General features: G+C 61.9%; 16 protein-coding genes. 14 read left to right on the top strand and 2 right to left on the bottom strand.

The genetic code is table 11. The annotated features are described in order from the left end of the window. Nucleotides 1–6 precede the first annotated feature (6 nt). The 14 genes from GA0061105_RS10520 (at nucleotide 7) to GA0061105_RS10460 (ending at nucleotide 11705) form a co-directional block, all read left to right on the top strand. The gene (locus GA0061105_RS10520; protein ID WP_092750002.1) at nucleotides 7–1356 is read left to right on the top strand and encodes an LLM class flavin-dependent oxidoreductase; all 1350 of its coding nucleotides are present in this window, start codon (nucleotides 7–9) and stop codon (nucleotides 1354–1356) included. Nucleotides 1357–1373: 17 nt separating this feature from the next. Next, the gene (locus GA0061105_RS10515; protein ID WP_092750000.1) at nucleotides 1374–2573 is read left to right on the top strand and encodes a M20 aminoacylase family protein; all 1200 of its coding nucleotides are present in this window, start codon (nucleotides 1374–1376) and stop codon (nucleotides 2571–2573) included. Further along, complete coding sequence (locus GA0061105_RS10510; protein ID WP_092749998.1) at nucleotides 2570–3124, top strand: GNAT family N-acetyltransferase; 555 nt, start codon at nucleotides 2570–2572, stop codon at nucleotides 3122–3124. The genes GA0061105_RS10515 and GA0061105_RS10510 overlap by 4 nt, the downstream gene beginning before the upstream one ends. A gap of 36 nt (nucleotides 3125–3160) precedes the next feature. Next, entirely contained in the window at nucleotides 3161–4936 is a 1776-nt protein-coding gene (locus GA0061105_RS33740) for an amino acid ABC transporter permease/ATP-binding protein (protein ID WP_092749996.1), read from the top strand. Between the two features lie 92 nt (nucleotides 4937–5028). Beyond that, nucleotides 5029–5973 (top strand): ABC transporter substrate-binding protein, encoded by a 945-nt coding sequence (locus GA0061105_RS10500; protein WP_092749994.1) that lies wholly within the window; start codon nucleotides 5029–5031, stop codon nucleotides 5971–5973. A gap of 71 nt (nucleotides 5974–6044) precedes the next feature. Beyond that, nucleotides 6045–6983 carry an ABC transporter substrate-binding protein gene (locus GA0061105_RS10495; RefSeq protein ID WP_092749992.1) on the top strand — a complete coding sequence of 313 codons (939 nt, stop codon included), beginning with the start codon at nucleotides 6045–6047 and terminating at the stop codon, nucleotides 6981–6983. Between the two features lie 14 nt (nucleotides 6984–6997). After that, complete coding sequence (locus GA0061105_RS10490) at nucleotides 6998–8032, top strand: LLM class flavin-dependent oxidoreductase (RefSeq protein WP_092749990.1); 1035 nt, start codon at nucleotides 6998–7000, stop codon at nucleotides 8030–8032. A 54-nt stretch (nucleotides 8033–8086) separates the two neighbouring features. Then, the gene (locus tag GA0061105_RS10485) at nucleotides 8087–8683 is read left to right on the top strand and encodes a 2-hydroxychromene-2-carboxylate isomerase (protein WP_092749988.1); all 597 of its coding nucleotides are present in this window, start codon (nucleotides 8087–8089) and stop codon (nucleotides 8681–8683) included. A gap of 120 nt (nucleotides 8684–8803) precedes the next feature. Then, nucleotides 8804–9364: an FMN reductase gene (gene msuE / locus GA0061105_RS10480; protein ID WP_064695054.1), complete on the top strand. Its 561-nt coding sequence runs from the start codon at nucleotides 8804–8806 to the stop codon at nucleotides 9362–9364. 10 nt (nucleotides 9365–9374) lie between these two features. Next, nucleotides 9375–9572 carry a hypothetical protein gene (locus GA0061105_RS10475; RefSeq protein ID WP_092749986.1) on the top strand — a complete coding sequence of 66 codons (198 nt, stop codon included), beginning with the start codon at nucleotides 9375–9377 and terminating at the stop codon, nucleotides 9570–9572. A 120-nt stretch (nucleotides 9573–9692) separates the two neighbouring features. Continuing rightward, a complete protein-coding gene (locus GA0061105_RS32815; RefSeq protein WP_167358536.1) occupies nucleotides 9693–9869 on the top strand; it encodes a hypothetical protein in 177 nt (58 codons plus the stop codon). Between the two features lie 161 nt (nucleotides 9870–10030). After that, nucleotides 10031–10612, top strand: coding sequence for an RBBP9/YdeN family alpha/beta hydrolase (locus tag GA0061105_RS10470; protein WP_092749984.1), 582 nt, complete (start codon nucleotides 10031–10033; stop codon nucleotides 10610–10612). An 11-nt stretch (nucleotides 10613–10623) separates the two neighbouring features. Further along, the gene (locus tag GA0061105_RS10465) at nucleotides 10624–10932 is read left to right on the top strand and encodes a hypothetical protein (RefSeq protein WP_064695051.1); all 309 of its coding nucleotides are present in this window, start codon (nucleotides 10624–10626) and stop codon (nucleotides 10930–10932) included. A gap of 74 nt (nucleotides 10933–11006) precedes the next feature. Continuing rightward, nucleotides 11007–11705 (top strand): gamma-glutamylcyclotransferase, encoded by a 699-nt coding sequence (locus GA0061105_RS10460; RefSeq protein ID WP_245304257.1) that lies wholly within the window; start codon nucleotides 11007–11009, stop codon nucleotides 11703–11705. A 24-nt stretch (nucleotides 11706–11729) separates the two neighbouring features. On the opposite strand, the gene GA0061105_RS10455 is transcribed toward GA0061105_RS10460, so the two are convergent. Beyond that, nucleotides 11730–12581: an ABC transporter permease subunit gene (locus GA0061105_RS10455; RefSeq protein WP_064695049.1), complete on the bottom strand. Its 852-nt coding sequence runs from the start codon at nucleotides 12579–12581 to the stop codon at nucleotides 11730–11732. Continuing rightward, nucleotides 12578–13366, bottom strand: coding sequence for a taurine ABC transporter ATP-binding protein (locus GA0061105_RS10450; protein ID WP_064695048.1), 789 nt, complete (start codon nucleotides 13364–13366; stop codon nucleotides 12578–12580). The genes GA0061105_RS10455 and GA0061105_RS10450 overlap by 4 nt, the downstream gene beginning before the upstream one ends. Between the last annotated feature and the right edge of the window lie 22 nt (nucleotides 13367–13388).

Genomic DNA, 13388 nt, shown 5'->3' with positions numbered 1-13388 from the left:
GATCCCATGGCTCAGAAACACGTCACGTTCGGCATCATGCTGCAAGGCCCAGGCGGCCATATGAATGCCTGGAAACACCCGAGTGGACCGGCCGATGCCAGCGTCAATTTCGACTTCTTCATCACGATGGCGCGCAAGGCGGAGGCGGCCGGCATCGCTTTCGCCTTCGTCGCCGACGGACTTTATATCAACGAGCAGTCGATCCCGCATTTTCTCAACCGGTTCGAGCCGATCGCCATTCTTTCGGCGCTGGCGGCCTCCACCTCGAAAATCGGTCTCGTCGGCACAGTCTCGACCTCCTATAGCGATCCTTTCACCATCGCCCGCCAGTTCGCCTCGATCGATCTCATCAGCGGCGGCAGGGCAGGGTGGAATGCGGTGACCTCGCCTCTCGAGGGCTCGGGGCGCAATTACAGCCGCGAACATCCCGAGCACGAGCTGCGCTACGAGATCGCCGAGGAATATATCGACGCGATCAAGGGCCTCTGGGATTCCTGGGACGACGATGCTTTCGTGCGCAATCGCGAGACTGGCGTCTTTGTCGACAAGACGAAGATGCATCGCCTCAACCATAAGGGCCGTTTTTTTTGCGTTGAGGGGCCGCTCAACATCGGCCGTTCGAAGCAGGGCCAGCCCGTCGTCTTCCAGGCCGGCGCTTCGGATTCCGGCATCAGACTTGCCGGCAAGCATGCCGATGCCGTCTTCACCAATGGCGGACCGTTGGAAGAGGCGCAGGCTTTCTACCGGCAGCTCAAGGACAGCGTGATTGCGCATGGCCGCAGTGCCGGGAATGTCGGTATCTATCCGGGCATCGGGCCGATCGTCGGCGCGACGCCTGAGGAGGCGGAAGCCAAGTACCAGGCAATCCGCAACCTCGTCACGATCGAGGAGGCGTTGGCCTATCTCGGCCGCTTCTTCGATCATCACGATTTCAGCGTCTATCAGCTCGAGGAACCGTTCCCCGAACTCGGGGATATCGGCAGGAACAATTTCCGCGCCACCACCGATCGCATCAAGAGGACGGCGCGCGAAAAGCGCCTGACGCTCCGTCAGGTCGCGCTCGATTCTGCAACGCCGCGCACTGCCTTCATCGGCACTTCCGAGCATATCGCAGACGAGATCATCCGCTGGGTGGATCATGGCGCCGCCGACGGCTTCATCCTCGGCTTCCCCGTCATCGCCGAGGGCTTCGACGATTTCGTCCGATACGTCCTGCCGATCCTCACCGAGCGAGGTTATTTCGATCCGGTCCTGAAGGGCGAGACGCTGCGCGACCATCTTGGCTTGCCCTTCCGCGAAAGCCGCTATGCGGCCGTTACGGATGAGCACCAACGCGGAGAGGCTGTCGGCGCCTGAGGCACCGGCGAACCGCCATGGACGTCATCGCTCAGAACCCGCGCAGCAACGATCCGGTCGAGAAGGGCATCGCCCGTTATCTCGATGAAATCATCGCGCTTCGTCGCGATCTGCACCGATATCCGGAACTGGCGTTCCAGGAGCTGAGGACCAGCAAGCTCGTGGCATCCCGCCTTGCCTCCTGGGGCTACGAGGTGGTGACGGGCATTGCCGGCACCGGCATCGTCGCCACCCTCCGGCGCGGCGAAGGCAAGAAGCGTATCGGCATCCGGGCTGATATGGATGCGCTGCCGATCGAGGAGGCGACCGGCCTTGCCTATGCCAGCAGCAACCCCGGCGTCATGCATGCCTGTGGCCATGACGGGCATACCTCTATCCTGCTGGCGGCTGCCCGCTATCTCGCAGAGAGCGGCAATTTCAGTGGCACGCTGAGGCTGATCTTCCAGCCCGCCGAGGAAATCGGCGCCGGCGCCCGCAAGATGATCATGGAAGGGATGTTCGAACGATTTCCTGTCGATGCGGTCTTCGGATTGCACAACTGGCCGGGTGTCCCGGCGGGTCAGTTCGGCTTCGTCACCGGCCCCGCCATGGCGTCGGTCGACCAGGCGGTCATCCGGATTGTCGGCAAGGGCGGCCATGGTGCCGAGCCGCACCGCGCCGTCGACCCGGTGCTGGCGTCAGCCTCCTTCATCACCGCGCTCCAGAGCGTCGTCTCGCGCAATGTCGATCCGCAGGACATGGCGGTCGCCACCGTCGGCTCGATCCATGCCGGCTCCGCCTCTAACGTGATCCCTGAAAGCGTGGAGATGAAACTCACCATGCGAGCCTTCAGCGAGACGGTTCGCCAGCTTCTGCAGGAGCGCATTCCTGTCCTTGCCCGCGCCCAGGCCGAAAGCTTCGGCGCCGAGGCGGATGTGAACTATCGGCTCGGCTTTCCGGCGCTCATCAACCACGCCAAGGAGACGGCTTTTGCCCGCGACGTCGCCTATGACGCGCTCGGCCTTGTCGCGATCGAGAAGGATTTTCGGCCGAGAACCGCAAGCGAGGATTTCGCCTTCATGCTGCAGGCCAATCCGGGCAGCTATCTCTTCGTCGGCAATGGCGACAGCGCTCCTCTCCACAGCGCCCATTACGATTTCAACGACGCGATCATCGCGCCGGCCGCCCGCTACTGGGTCCGGCTCGCAGAAACCTTCCTCACTGAAGACAACGGGTGATGAACGATATGAGCGATACGTTTCTCTATACGACCCCTCTCGATCCCCGCGCCAAGCCGCTGATCGATGAGCTGATCTACGAATATGACAGCCGCTACGGCAATTATTTCAACACGGAAGGCGCTGCGGCCGAGCTCAACCGCTATCCCCCAGAAGCCTTCGCGCCGCCTCACGGCAATTTTCTGCTGCTGATCCGGAATGGCGAAACAATCGGCGGCGGCGCCTTCAAGCATTACGACGATCGCACGGCCGAGTTCAAGCGCATCTGGACGCGCTCCGATCTGCGCCGCCAGGGCCTCGCGCGAAAGGTGCTGGTGGAGTTGGAGGCTCAGGCGGCCCGCCAGGGTTATGGCAGGATCTATCTGACGACCGGTTTCCGCCAGCCGGAGGCCGTCGGTCTTTATCTGAACTATGGCTACACCGCGCTCTTCGACACATCAGCCGATCCCGAGATCTACAAGAGCCTGCCCTTCGAGAAGGACATCACCCATCTCACTGCGCCGGCTTTCGAAAGCGGATCCCGCTTGAAGGTGGCCGGCGCAAATCTCTGAAACGACGAGACCGACAATCATAAAAGGGCAACGAGAATGGCACTGACGACGGATTTTTCGGGCCTCGAGCCCGGCAGCAGGACGGCAGAACCCAGACAGGACACTTCCCGTTACCGTATCGTGCCAGCGCGCCATCCCGAGCGGCTGGCGGGCACCATATTCGCCGCTGTCGTCATCGTCGCCGTGCTCTATTCCACCTTCACCAATCCGCGTTGGGGTTGGGGCGTCTTTGCCGAATGGTTCTTTGCCGAGCCGGTGCTCGTCGGCCTTGGCCGGACGCTGCTCCTGACCGCGCTCGCCGCCATCTCGGGGTCCATTCTCGGAACCGCCCTGGCGCTCGCCCGGGTTTCGAAGTCGCCGCTGCTATCAGGTCTTTCCTGGGGCTATATCTGGCTGCTGCGCTCGATCCCCATGATCGTGCTGCTCTTGATCTTGAACAATCTCGGCTACCTCTACGAAACGATCAGGATCGGAGTTCCCTTCACCGATACGGTCTTCTTCAGCTATCCCACCGTGCAGCTGCTGACACCTTTCGCCGCTGCTTACCTTGGCCTCACGCTCAACCAGTCGGCCTTTTTCGCCGAGATCGTCCGCGGCGGCATTCTGTCGGTGGATCATGGGCAGCTTGAGGCCGCAGCCGCGCTCGGTTTGCCTCGGCGCCGACAAGCCTTCCGCATCGTGCTGCCGCAGGCGATGCGCGCCATCCTGCCGACCGGTTTCAACGAGCTCATCGGATTGGCCAAGAGCACGTCCGTCGTCTATGTGCTGGCGCTGCCGGAGCTCTTTTACACGGTCCAGGTGATCTATCGCCGGAATCTCGAAGTCATTCCGCTGCTAATGGTCGCAACGGTCTGGTATCTGATCATCATGACGGTGCTGTCGATCGCCCAGCACTACATCGAGCGCTATTTCTCCAAAGGTGCCGTGCGCAATCCGACACCGCTGCCCTTCCAGGCATTCCTGGAGCGCTTCCGCCGTCGGCTGCCGGCGCTCGATAACACGACCGATAGAACGCGCAATCCCAGTTTCTATGACGCGACGGCCCTGCGGACAGGCGGTGCGGTGCGCATCCACGCCGTCTCCAAAAGCTTCGGTTCGCTGAAGGTGCTCGATGAAGTCGAACTCAACCTGCCCGCCGGCAGCGTGACCGCCATCCTCGGTCCCTCCGGTTCGGGAAAATCGACGCTGCTGCGCTCCATCAACCATCTGGAGCGTGTCGACGATGGCTTCATCTCCGTCGACGGCGATTTCGTCGGCTACAGCAGGAAGGGCGATACGCTCTACGAGCTCAAGGAGAAGGATATCCTCAAGCGCCGCGCCGATATCGGCATGGTCTTCCAGAGCTTCAATCTCTTCCCGCATCTGACCGTGCTCGAAAACCTCATCGAGGCACCGATCCAGGTTCGCGGCATCGGCCGCGAGGAAGCCGTACAACTGGCGCAGGAACTCCTCGCCCGTATCGGCCTCAGCGACAAGATCAATGCCTATCCGCGCCAGCTCTCCGGTGGCCAGCAGCAGCGCGTCGCGATCGCCCGGGCATTGGCGCTCCGCCCCAAGGTGCTGCTCTTCGATGAGCCGACCTCCGCGCTCGATCCCGAACTCGTCGGCGAAGTGCTCGATGTCATCAAGGAGCTGGCCCGCACCGGCACGACGCTCGTCATCGTTACCCATGAAATCGGTTTCGCCCGTGAGGTCGCCGACACCGTCGTCTTCATGGAAAGCGGCCGTATCCTGGAAGCCGGCCCACCGCCCCGGATCTTTACGCAAGCGGAACATCCTCGAACACGCGAATTCCTCGCCAAGGTTCTCTAGCGCAGACCAGCGCTGGCGAAATGCCGGGTCGCGACGGGCTGCCCCGGTCGAATGACGATAACCACAACCCAAGAATGAAATGGAGAAGGGGCATGACAGTTACAAATAGAGCAAGGCTTCTGATAGCGGGAGCCGTTACTATTGCGGCGATCGGTATCGGTTCCGCTCAGGCGCAGCAGAAGTTCGATCTCAGCCCCGAACAGCCGAACCGGCTGCGGGTGGAAAAGGACGAGACGCGTATCGCCGAAATCAAGGACTTCAAGTTCGTCGAAAACGGCGTCTTCACCGTCGGCATCAGTTCGAGCGGCAATCTTCCGCTGCACGACTACGCCTCCGATTCCAAGACCGTCATCGGCTATGACGTCGATCTCGCGCAGGCGATTGCCGATAGTCTGGGCCTGAAGCTCAACCTCGTTTCCGTCGCATGGGCCGATTGGCCGCTCGGGCTCACCTCCGGCAAGTTCGATGCGGTGATCTCGAACGTGACGGTCACCGAAGAGCGCAAGGAAAAATTCGATTTCTCGACATACCGCAAGGATGAGCTCGGCTTCTACGTCAGGGTCGACAATCCGATTAGCTCGATCAAGCAGCCGAAGGATATTGCCGGCCTGAAGGTCATCACGGATGCCGGCACCAACCAGGAGAAGATCCTGCTGGAATGGGATCGGCAGAATGTCGCCGCCGGCCTGAAGCCGATCGAGGTGCAATATTACGACGACGACGCGGTCAAGGATCTTGCCGTCCAGTCCGGCAGGGCCGACGCCGTCTTCAGCGTCAACGCGACGCAGGCCTATGCGGCTGGCATCAACGGCAAGACCAAGCTCGTCGGAACGGTCAGCGGCGGTTGGCCGATCACCGCGGAGATCGCGGTCACTACGCGCAGGGGCAGCGGGCTGGCGGCACCTGTGACGGATGTCGTCAACGATCTGATCGCCAGCGGTGCCTATAAGAAGATCCTCGATACGTGGAATCTCGGTCCCGAGGCAATCGACAAGGCGCAGACCAACCCGCCCGGCCTGCCGAAGAGCGGTTCGTAACGTTCACTTGGCGGACCGGCATTCGAGCCGGTCCGTCTCGGCTTTTCGATGCAAACGGAGACATATCGACCGTGACGACCTTTCCCGCGACCCGCACCTTCTTCCTCACAGCGCTGACGGCAGCTTTGACCGGCCTCGGTGCCGCCCATGCGGCCAATGATTTCGACTTGAGCCCGCAGCAGCCGGCCAGGCTCCACGCCGCGAAGAACGATGCGGCCGTCGCCGCGATCCCGAAAGACTTCACGTTCGTCACGCCGGGCAAGTTCACCATCGCCATCAGCCCCGGCGGCCCTCCGCTTTCCACCTATGCCACCGACGCCAAGACCGTCGTCGGAGCGGATCCCGACTATGCTTATGCAATCGCCGATAGCCTCGGCCTGACGCTGGAGATCGTCCCCGTCGCCTGGATCGACTGGCCGCTTGGCCTGACCGCCGGCAAATACGATGCCGTCATCTCCAATGTCGGTGTGACCGAGCAGCGGAAGGAGAAGTTCGATTTCTCCACCTATCGCCAGGGTCTGCATGGTATCTTCGTGAAATCGGACAGCCTCGTTCACTCGATCAAGGAGCCGAAGGATGCGGCCGGCCTCAGGATCATCGTCGGCGCCGGCACCAACCAGGAGCGCATTCTGGTGAAGTGGAGCGAAGAGGACGTCTCCGCGGGCTTCAAACCGATCGAACTGCAATATTACGACGACGAGGCGGCAAGCCTGCTCGCGCTGCGTTCCGGCCGGGCCGATGTCATCGTCCAGCCGCACGCCCAGCTCGTCTTCATTGCCGCGCGCGACAAGAACATCAGGCGGGTCGGAACGTTGAGCGCCGGCTGGCCAGATCGTTCCGATGTCGCCATCGCCACCCGCAAGGGAAGCGGGCTCGCGGACGCGCTGACCATTGCCACCAACGGCCTGATCAAGGACGGCACCTACGCCAAAATCCTCGAGCACTGGCATCTCTCCGAGGAAGCCTTGCCGGCATCCGAAACCAATCCGCCCGGCCTGCCGAAATATTGAGCGGAAGGCATGACATGAGCGGCCGCGATATATCCATCTGCCATATCGGCTTCCTTACCCCCGGCAATTATCCCGACGATGATCCCTTGTCGGGATTGGAGCAGACGCTCCAGCAACTGCAATATGGCGAGGAGCTCGGCTTCGAAAGCGCCTGGGTCCGCCAGCGGCATCTGGAGCCGGGGATTTCTTCGGCGAGCGCCTTCCTGGCGGCGGCCACGCAGCGCACCAACCGGATCGAGCTCGGAACGGCGGTCATTCCGATCGGTTATGAAAGCCCTTATCGGCTGGCCGAAGATCTCGCCACGGTCGATGTCCTCTCGCGCGGACGGCTGAATATCGGTGTCAGCGCCGGCCGGCCGCTGCACGCCGAGCTGATTGGCCCGCTCGCCTTCGACGGGGACTGGACGAGCTACGATTTCTCCCACGATCGCGTTTTGCGCTTCGCCGGCAATCTGCGCGGCAGCTATCTCGGCGACGAACAGACCTTCATCAAGACGCCTTTCGGCCCGCAGCGGCCGCGCCTGCAGCCTTTTGCCAAAGGCCTGATCGATCGCATCTGGTATGGCGGCGGTTCGCAGCGCTCGGCCAAATGGGCCGGCCGCAACGGCTTCAACCTGCTGACCGGCAACGTGATAGCCGGGGAGGGGAGGGATGATTTCTTCGTCGCACAATCCAGGCTGATCGAAACCTATCGCGCCTCCGGGACTGAGCGCCGTATCGCGCTCGGCCGCGTCATCGTGCCTTTCGACAGTGCCGATGCGGCAACGCGCCGCCGCTACCGCGATTATGCCGACGGCCGCCACGAGCGGACGCTCTCGCCGCAGGGCGAGCGGCGCACCTTGTTCGCCCGCGATATCGTCGGCACCTGCGACGAGATATTGGAGCAGCTTTTCTCCGATCCGATCCTGCCCGAGGTCAGCGAGCTTAGGCTGGAACTCCCTTACGAGTTCGAGCACGATCAATATCGCCAGATCCTCCACGATTTCGTGACGGCAATCGCGCCCGCGCTCGGATGGAAAGCGCAACCCAGAATTCGGGCCGCTTCCTGATTTGATCACCGACAATCGACGCCAGAACAATCGCTTTACGAGGGACATTCATCAGTGACCAAAACGGTAGAATACTTCTTTTCGATCGGCTCGCCCTGGTCCTACATCGGCTTCGACGCCTTTACCGAATTGGCGGCGAAGAACGACGTGGTCATTACGCCCTATCTGACGACGGTGGTCGAAGAAAACGGCGGCATCTTCTCACGCAACCGTCCGGAAATCCGCCGCGCCTACTGGACGCGGGACCTCAAACGCTGGGCGCGCGTGCGCGGCAAGGAGCTGTGGCTCGAGCATCGTCCGGAGCTCAGCGATCCGACGCCGGCCTCTCTCTTCGTGATCGCCGCCCATCTCGACCGGCGGGATTGGATCGGCGTCGCCCGTGCCCTGCAGCACGCCTTCTGGCGCGAGGCGAAGGATATCGGCAGGCCCGATGTGCGCGAGGCGATCGTTAACGCCGCCGGTTTCGATGGCGCCGCACTTCTCAGGCGGCAAGCCGACGGCGATGTCCAGAACAAGTGGTCGGCGGATCGGGTGCATGCCCGCAACAGCGGCGTCTTCGGTTTTCCGAGCTACGTTTATGATGGCGAGCTCTATTGGGGCCAGGACAATCTGCCCTTCCTCGAACGCCATCTCGGTGGCGACAGGCCTTAGGCGCGATCAACCGCGGCGAGGACGAAATTTTTTCACCTCGGCAAGCAAGGAGAGACGCCTATTCCTTTAATCTATCAATTTTGTAGACAATAGTTGACGCAATCACAGAGAGGAAAACTGATGTCAGGTTTCAAACTCGTCGGCATTGCTGGCAGCTTCAATCGTCCGTCGAAGACACTGGCCCTCGTCCGGCATGTTGCCGAACGCGCGAGCGATCGTTACGACTTTACGAGCAAGACCTATGATCTCAATGATGTCGGTCCATCACTGGGAAGCTCCTTATGGCGCAAGGACCTCGATGAGCAGGCGAGGCGCGTCCTCGACGACATCGTGCACGCCGATGCCCTGATCATCGGCTCGCCGACCTACAAGGGATCCTATCCCGGCCATTTCAAGCACCTTATCGATCTGATCGACCCGCACGAACTGAGGGCGAAGCCGATCATCATCACGGCGACTGGCGGCGGCGACCGGCACGCGCTGATGGTCGAGCATCAGCTTCGTCCGCTGTTCGGCTTCTTCATGGCCTATACGTTGCCGACTGCAGTTTACGCCTCCGATCGCGACTTTACCGACTACGCGATCTCTTCGGATGCGCTTTCGAGCCGCATCGGCGAAGTGGTCGGGGAACTGGCGGCTTTCTTCCCTGAGGTGAAGCCCGCTTTGGCGGCGGCCGAATAGGATCGCCGCCATGATCAGGTCTCAGGAGGCTGCGGCGAACGATGCGGAAAGATCCGGAGCGGGCGAGCAGATGTGGAGCGTCTTCGAATTCGCGAGGCGCTATCGCCTCGCCAAACGGGAAGAGAACCGCCTGCTGATGCTCTACGGACCGAGCGCGGCGCTTCGCGATCTACTTGCCAATGCTCGACGTCATTCGCTGATTTCCTAGAATGTCGAGCCAAAAGTGCGGCAACGACATGCGGAAAACAAGGATCTACAGCGCGAGGAGCGAATCTGAAAGATCGCGACGCGCTTTAGCTGGAGAGTGTCGGTCCATAGGGAGGTTCGCATGAAGCTTGATTTCGACGTGTGGCTGAAGCTCGCGGTCGACCGCCTTCTCAAGCCGAAGACGGTGGTTACGCGAGGGTCTGTAAACGCGTTGCTCATCCGGGACGATGACCGTGACCGATCCGCCCGCGAATATGAACTCCACTATTGGGGCACGATGCCCGGAATTTGGTATTGAGGAGGTGGCGTGATGGCGATCGTCGTTGAATCCGGCCTCGGTCGGCACAGTGCGAGTAGAGCAACGGGGAGCCGCATGCCGCAATTCCGGCGCGCGGCCGGAATCTGTATGACAACAGGCTCTTTCACGTTTCTGTTCGCTCTGGTGATCGGGCTGATCCGATGAGCGACGTACTTATCCTTCCCGGTCTGTTCGGCTCGGGAGAAGGACATTGGCAACGGCACTGGCTGCAGGACCAGCCCGGCAGTCGTTGCGTTATTCAGGACGACTGGGACAACCCGAACCTTGGTAGCTGGCTGCCGCGGCTGGAAAGCGCGGTCGAAGAGGCGGGCGAGACCTATCTGGTTGCCCATAGTCTCGGATGCCTGCTGGCTGCCCGGCTCGCCGGCCGAAGCGTTGCGCGCCGCGTGAAAGGGGCCTTGCTCGTTGCGCCATGCGACCTGCGGGCCACGGAAATTCTGCATCCCGGGCAAATCTCGTTCGGCGATATGCCGACAGCGCCCCTGCCTTTTCCGAGTATCGTCGTCGGCAGCATGAACGACGCCTACATGCCGGTTGACCGCCTGACCCTGTTCGGCCGGCTGTGGAACGCTGAGACCAGGAATATCGGTCTTGCCGGGCATATCAACGTCGCCAGCGGTTTCGGACGCTGGCGCAACGGCTACCGGCTACTGGAGGCCTTGAAGACGCGTTCTGGCGTTCGAAAGCGCATCGTTTCCATGCCGCCGGCTTTTGCGATGTGACTGGAAGTGCAATGTCCGACATCGTCGCCGATCTGCTACGCCTGAGCGAAGACCCGAACGCCGATCCGAGAAGCAGACGTCGCCAGACCATGGATCGTTTGGTGCAGGCGCTGCTTGCCATGGCCGACAGCCAGTTCGGACCGGAAGATGCGCAGAACCGCCATTCGATCATCCATTTGACGACGGTCATCCGCGATATGACGGGACGGATCGCTGATGCCGACGACGCGACGTTTTCGGCAATCGTAAGGGAGGCGGCTATGTTGATCCGCAGCTTGGAACGGCGCCGGGCCGATGCGGCCAGGTTTACGGTGCATTGAAGGTGGCTGTTATCCGGGCACCTGAGCGGACTGCGATTCGGCCAAGCGAGGTTCGCATGCTCGGGGAAAGAGGAATGGCGCTCACGGATGCGCTCGTATCGCTGAGCCTTCGCCCGGAAGCCGACCCGGGTCCCGAGCCGCATCGGAGCCCGCTGACCGAAGCGGAGCTGGAGACGCTCGCCACAAGGCTGCTGCTTGAATCCGACGCCGGGCCGCTTTGGATTTTCGCTTATGGATCATTGATATGGAAGCCGGATTTCGATGCCGTCGAATCGCAGCAGGGCGCGGCGAGAGGGTGGCACCGGTCCTTCTGCCTGAGGATGACCCGCTGGCGGGGCACGCAGGCTCAACCAGGCCTGATGATGGCTCTCGACCGAGGTGGACTTTGCAACGGCATCCTTTTCCGGCTCGCCGATGAGGACCGCCTTGGTCAGTTTCGGCGGTTGATCCGCCGTGAGGTCGGCTCGATGGAGGACGCTGCGACGGTTCGCTGGATCCCGGTCGAGACCGCAGACAAGCTCGTGCGTGCGCTGGTCTTTTGGGCCGGCCCGAAGGGCGAGCGTGTTTCCCGCAAGTTGCCGCTGGAGACGGTGGCGCAGGTGCTGGCGAGAGCCTGTGGCCACATGGGCTCGTGCGCCGAATATCTCTATCTGACGGTGAAGCATCTGGAGGAGCGCGGCATCCGGGATCGCAATCTATGGCGGCTTCAGAAGCTCGTCGCAGACGAACTTGTCACCATACATGGGCTGAGCGGGGCGGCAGGACGCCATTGATATGGCTGCCCTGCCGCCACTCCCTCAGAGCTTGCCTTTCCACGGCACGAGGAAGGCCTCGAGGAAGCGCACAGCGGCCGAAAAGGTGAAGGCTGAGATTGCGATGATGGCTATGCCGACGAAGACGACGTCGGTCGCCAAAAACTGCGAGGCCGACATGATCATGAAGCCGATCCCACGCGTGGAGGCGATCAGTTCGGCGGCAACCAGCGTGCTCCAGCCGACACCGAGCGCAATGCGGATGCCGGTGAGGATCTCGGGCAGGGCCGACGGCAGGACGATGTCGAGGAAAAGCTGCAGCCGGCTGGCACCGAGCGACCGGGCGGCATTGACGCGTTCGATCGGAAGCGAACGAACACCGGCCTGGGCCGAGAGGCAGATCGGCGCGAACATCGCAAGCACCAGCAGCGTGATCTTCGACGTCTCGCCGATGCCGAGCCAGATGATCATCAGCGGCAGGTAGGCGAGGGGCGGAAGCGGCCAGTAGAACTCGATTGGCGCGTCGAGCACGCCTTTCGCCCAGCGGTTCAGGCCCATCAGCAATCCGAGCGGAATGCCGGCGGAGATGGCAATCAGGGCGGCGACGACGATGCGGAACAGGCTTGCAGAGACGTGCTCGGCAAGCGATGCGCCGGCATAGCCGTCGTGATAGATGACGCCGATCTGCGTCAGCACCTCGTCCGGACGCGGCAGGAACAGGTGCGGGACGACGCCAAGCGCGGCGACGAGCCACCACAGCAGCAATATGGCGAGCGCGGTGGCAATGCTGATCACCACCGTCGATTTCTCACCGGCGCCGAAACTGGCCATTTTCACCAGCTTGACCTGGCGCTCCTCGGCGTGAGCCGCAATCGGAGCCTGTGTTATATCGCTCATGCGACGCTCCTCAAATCTTCGGTGCTGTGGAGAATGGCGCGGATTTCCTCGCGCAGCTCGGCAAATTGCGGCGAACTCTTGATCGCCCGGGCATCACCTGTTTCGGCGAAGCGGCTGATGAAATCGAGATCGAAGCGCGCTACGACGCGCCCCGGTCGAGGTGACATGACGAGGACCTGTGTGCCCAGGAACAGGGCCTCTTCGATCGAATGCGTGATGAAGAAGACCTTCTTTGCCGTCTTATTCCAGACGGAAACCAGCAGTTCCTGCATCTGCTCACGGGTCAGGCTGTCGAGCGCGCCGAACGGCTCGTCCATCAGCAGGATATCAGGATTTGTCGCCAGAGCCCGTGCGATGCCGACGCGCTGGCGCATGCCGCCGGACAGCTCGTAGGGAAAGGCGCCGGCGAATTCGTCGAGGCCGACGAGCCGGAGCAGTTCCAGGGCATGGGCTTGCCGCTCTTTTCGGTTTATGTGGGCGAATTTCAGGCCGAGCGCGACATTGTCGATGACTGACTTCCAGGGCAGCAGCGAGTCCTTCTGGAAGATGACGCCGCGATCGGCACCCGGTCCTTCGACGCTGCGGCCGTCGAGCGTTATCCGGCCGTCGGACAGCGGAAGAAAACCGGCAATCGCGTTGAGAAGGGTTGATTTGCCGCAGCCCGAGGCTCCGAGTGCGACGACAAAACCGCGTTCGGGAATATCGAAAGAGACGCGATCAAGCGCGTGAACGGTCCGCCCGTCGCGGGCGGCGAAGAAAACGCTGGCGTGGTCGACTTTGAGCATATGGGTACTCGCATGTTAGACG

This window comes from Rhizobium aethiopicum (assembly GCF_900094625.1).
Lineage (GTDB): Bacteria > Pseudomonadota > Alphaproteobacteria > Rhizobiales > Rhizobiaceae > Rhizobium > Rhizobium aethiopicum.
Note: the sequence above shows the minus strand (reverse complement) of the source record. Positions and strands in the feature narration are given on the sequence as shown.

Bases quoted from the DNA above. Each gene is read 5' to 3' on its own strand.
- GA0061105_RS10455 (WP_064695049.1), bottom strand. From the start codon at position 12,581: ATGAGCGATATAACACAGGCTCCGATTGCGGCTCACGCCGAGGAGCGC.
- GA0061105_RS10500 (WP_092749994.1), top strand. From the start codon at position 5,029: ATGACAGTTACAAATAGAGCAAGGCTTCTGATAGCGGGAGCCGTTACT.
- GA0061105_RS10475 (WP_092749986.1), top strand. From the start codon at position 9,375: ATGATCAGGTCTCAGGAGGCTGCGGCGAACGATGCGGAAAGATCCGGA.
- GA0061105_RS10450 (WP_064695048.1), bottom strand. From the start codon at position 13,366: ATGCTCAAAGTCGACCACGCCAGCGTTTTCTTCGCCGCCCGCGACGGG.
- msuE (WP_064695054.1), top strand. From the start codon at position 8,804: ATGTCAGGTTTCAAACTCGTCGGCATTGCTGGCAGCTTCAATCGTCCG.
- GA0061105_RS32815 (WP_167358536.1), top strand. From the start codon at position 9,693: ATGAAGCTTGATTTCGACGTGTGGCTGAAGCTCGCGGTCGACCGCCTT.
- GA0061105_RS10460 (WP_245304257.1), top strand. From the start codon at position 11,007: ATGGCGCTCACGGATGCGCTCGTATCGCTGAGCCTTCGCCCGGAAGCC.
- GA0061105_RS10490 (WP_092749990.1), top strand. From the start codon at position 6,998: ATGAGCGGCCGCGATATATCCATCTGCCATATCGGCTTCCTTACCCCC.
- GA0061105_RS10465 (WP_064695051.1), top strand. From the start codon at position 10,624: ATGTCCGACATCGTCGCCGATCTGCTACGCCTGAGCGAAGACCCGAAC.
- GA0061105_RS10520 (WP_092750002.1), top strand. From the start codon at position 7: ATGGCTCAGAAACACGTCACGTTCGGCATCATGCTGCAAGGCCCAGGC.
- GA0061105_RS33740 (WP_092749996.1), top strand. From the start codon at position 3,161: ATGGCACTGACGACGGATTTTTCGGGCCTCGAGCCCGGCAGCAGGACG.
- GA0061105_RS10515 (WP_092750000.1), top strand. From the start codon at position 1,374: ATGGACGTCATCGCTCAGAACCCGCGCAGCAACGATCCGGTCGAGAAG.
- GA0061105_RS10470 (WP_092749984.1), top strand. From the start codon at position 10,031: ATGAGCGACGTACTTATCCTTCCCGGTCTGTTCGGCTCGGGAGAAGGA.